Annotated in this window: 4 protein-coding genes; 3 read left to right on the forward strand and 1 reads right to left on the reverse strand. The window is 58.9% G+C overall.

Features of this window, described 5'->3' with window-relative positions:
- From H6B10_RS13375 to H6B10_RS18100, 3 genes are all read left to right on the forward strand, one after another.
- On the forward strand, positions 1-448 hold a 448-nt coding region (locus H6B10_RS13375), incomplete at its 5' end, for a ThuA domain-containing protein (RefSeq protein WP_204652065.1).
- A 71-nt stretch (positions 449-519) separates the two neighbouring features.
- Entirely contained in the window at positions 520-1,629 is a 1,110-nt protein-coding gene (locus tag H6B10_RS13380; RefSeq protein WP_204652066.1) for a Gfo/Idh/MocA family protein, read from the forward strand.
- Between the two features lie 69 nt (positions 1,630-1,698).
- Positions 1,699-2,421, forward strand: coding sequence for a PhnE/PtxC family ABC transporter permease (locus tag H6B10_RS18100; RefSeq protein WP_345941847.1), 723 nt, complete (start codon positions 1,699-1,701; stop codon positions 2,419-2,421).
- Here the strand turns inward: H6B10_RS18100 and rbr are convergent.
- On the reverse strand, positions 2,415-3,425 hold a 1,011-nt coding region (gene rbr / locus H6B10_RS18750), incomplete at its 5' end, for a rubrerythrin (RefSeq protein ID WP_204652067.1). The genes H6B10_RS18100 and rbr overlap by 7 nt on opposite strands.

The raw sequence follows: 3,425 nt of genomic DNA on the forward strand, positions 1-3,425 counted from the left end.
CTTCCGGCAGGATACGGAATGGCAGTTCATCACCGGCGGTCAGTGGGTCAGCCACCCAGGCGGCGACGGCATCGAGTACACGGTGAACATCCGCCACGGTTCCAGCCCCATTGTGGAAGGACTGGAGGATTTCCCGGTGTGCAGCGAGCACTACTACCTGCATATCGACCCCGCTGTGGAGGTACTGGCCACCACCCGGTTCCCGGTGGTGCCCTATTATCACATCTCCAACAAGCCGGTGGATATGCCGGTGGCGTGGACCAAGTTCTGGGGCAACGGACGGGTGTTCTATACCTCTTTGGGTCACCATGACGATGTGTTCGACAAGTCCCCCGGCGCCCAGGTGCTGATGGAACGGGGCATGGTCTGGGCCGGTGAGGGCAAGCAGTATGCGGTGGAACACGGACTGACCACCGAACGGTTCGAAAATACCGCCAAGATGTATTGAACCCGGCAATTTCCCGCCCACCGGAAAGGGACGGGAAAACGAATGTACAGGAAAATCAGGAGGAATTCACGATGGCCAATACGGTTAAGATCGGTATGGTGGGTGTGGGGGATATTTCCGGCATCTACCTGCAGAATATCACCCAATGCTTCAAGGAAATCGAGCTGGTGGCAGTGTGCGACCTGGTACGGGAAAAGGCAGAGCGTGCCCGGAAAAAGTACAACATTCCCAAGCTGTACGATACCATGTATGAGCTGTTTGCGGACTCCGAAATCGACATTGTGCTGAACCTGACCCGTCCCTACGAGCACTACGGCGTTTCGCTGGAAGCGCTGAAGGCGGGCAAGCATGTGTATTCCGAAAAGCCGCTGGCGGCTTCTCTGGAAGAGGGCAAGGAGCTGGTGCGGCTTGCCCAGGAAAAAGGCCTGATGCTGGGCGGCGCGCCGGACACCTTCCTGGGGGCGGGTATCCAGACCTGCCGCAAACTCATTGATGATGGATACATCGGAACGCCCATCGGCGCGGCGGCGTTCATGATCTGCCGCGGTCACGAAAGCTGGCACCCGGACCCGGCGTTCTACTACCAGTACGGCGGTGGTCCCATGATGGATATGGGGCCTTACTACATCACGGCGCTGGTCAACCTGCTGGGCGGCGTTTCCAGCGTGATGGGGGTGACCAAGGCTTCCTTCCCCACCCGCACCATCACCAGTCAGCCCCACTGCGGCGAGGTGGTGGATGTGAAGGTTCCCACCTACGTGACCGGCATCCTGAACTTTGAAAGCGGCGCGGTGGGTACCATCTTCACTACCTTTGATGTATGTTATCCCAGCCAGGCCCGGCTGGAAATTTACGGCACAGAGGGCACCCTGTTCGTGCCGGACCCCAATGGGTTCGGCGGTCCAGTCCGACTGCTGCGGCAGGAGGGCGGCGCCCCCATGGAGATTCCCCTTTGCTTCGACTATGCGGAAAATTCCCGGGCTTTGGGCCTGGCCGATATGGCAAAAGCACTGCAGACCGGCCGTGACCCCCGGGAAAACTGGAAGCAGACTTACCATGTGCTGGAAGTCATGCAGAGCTTTGAAAAGAGCAGCAATTCCGGCGCGGCGGTACCCATCACCTCCCGTTATGTCCGCGGTGCGGCCATGAAGCACAACCCCGTACACGGTATTCTGGACTGACTGCGGTTTAGTCAAGGATTTTTGCTCATGGTGAAACGATAGTTGGTCGCAATGGAGAGGTTGTACAATGTGAAGGAGCATTGTAAAATTATTGACTGGGGCAAAATGCTCTCCCGCGTGCCGGACATCGGCGTGGTGTTCTGGAATCTGGCCCATCTGGATTTTTCCAACATGGATCTGGTCTTTTCCTCTCTGGTGGAAACGGTCTCCATCGCGGTGCTTTCGCTGCTGTACAGCCTGGTGTTGGGGATTCTCTTCGGGATGCTGGCCGCCCGCAATGTGTTCCGGCTGCCGGTGCTCGCAGTGGCCACCCAATCCTTCTTCACCTTCCTGCGGGCGATACCTACCCCTGTGTGGGTGCTGCTGATGCTGGTCTGCCTGGGCATGGGTCCCGAAGCCGGTGTGGCCGGGTTGTGCGTGCACACCACCGCCTTCTTCACCAAGTCCTTTGCCCAGAGCTTTGAAAGCATCCCGGAGGAAACGGTGGAATCCCTGGAAGTTACCGGCGCCAGCCGCTTGAGCATCTTCTCTCTCAACGACACCATCAAGGACATCTCTGCCACCGAGGGCGGCCGTGCCGTCATGGGTGACATGGGTGAGCTGATGGCCATGGTGGGCATGGGCGCCGGTTCTTCCGGAATGGGCGGCGTGCCGCTTGCTGTTGGTGCTGCCGCTGCCGGTATGGCATGCGGGGGCGGTTCGCAGGGCAGCAAACAAAAAAGGAGCCGGGCTCTCCCTTCTCGGGAAAGCCCGGCTCCTTATCTTACTGCCAAAGTCGGCCGGAATCAGTAGTTGTCGCTGTGGATTTCAAAGAAGCTCTTGGCGTAGTTGCAGGTGGGGCAAACCTCCGGGGCGGCGGTGCCTACCACGATGTGGCCGCAGTTGCGGCACTCCCATACCTTGACCTCGCTCTTCTCAAAGACCTGGGCAGTCTCCACATTGTGCAGCAGGGCGCGGTAGCGTTCCTCGTGGCGCTTCTCAATGGCGGCCACCAGACGGAACTTGGCAGCCAGTTCCGGGAAGCCCTCTTCCTCGGCGGTTTTGGCAAAGCTGTCGTACATGTCGGTCCACTCGTAGTTTTCGCCTTCGGCAGCGTGGAGCAGGTTTTCGGCAGTGCTGCCTACACCGTGCAGCTCCTCGAACCACAGCTTGGCGTGGGCCTTTTCGTTTTCCGCGGTCTGCAGGAACAGGGCGGCGATCTGCTCGTAGCCTTCGTTCTGGGCTACAGAAGAGAAGTAGGTGTACTTGTTCCGGGCCTGGGACTCCCCGGCAAAAGCGGCTTCCAGATTCTTTTCTGTCTGGGTGCCGGCGTATTTGTTGGTGCCCTTGGCGGGGGCTTCCTCGATCAGTTCAAAGGCGGAAGAAGGCTGCTTGCAGATGGGGCAGGCCTCCGGGGCGCTGTCGCCTTCATGAATGTAACCGCAGATTTTGCATTTCCACTTTTTCATAAGCTTTGTTTCTCCTTTTACTGTAGTCGTATTTTCTTTATGCAGAAGGCCGCTTCGGTCCTGATAGCTGGTGTGAAGCATCTGTTCCGCCAGCGGGCTGAGGGGCTTGCCGTAGAAGGCTTCGTACACTTCTTTGATCTCGGGGTTTTCGTGGCTGGTGCGCAGTGTCATGGCCTCATCCCGCCGGTACAGGGCGGCAATGCGGCGCTTGCGGGTATCGTCGGCGTCTTTCATCAGGTCTTTGGGCTGTCCGCCGCCGCCGATGCAGCCGCCCGGGCAAGCCATGACTTCCACAAAGTGGTACTGCTTGCCGTTCTCCTTCATCCGCTGCAGGAAAGCGCGGGCGTT

It is taken from the genome of Gemmiger formicilis (assembly GCF_016901605.1).
In the GTDB taxonomy this organism is placed as follows: Bacteria; Bacillota; Clostridia; order Oscillospirales; family Ruminococcaceae; genus Gemmiger; species Gemmiger formicilis_B.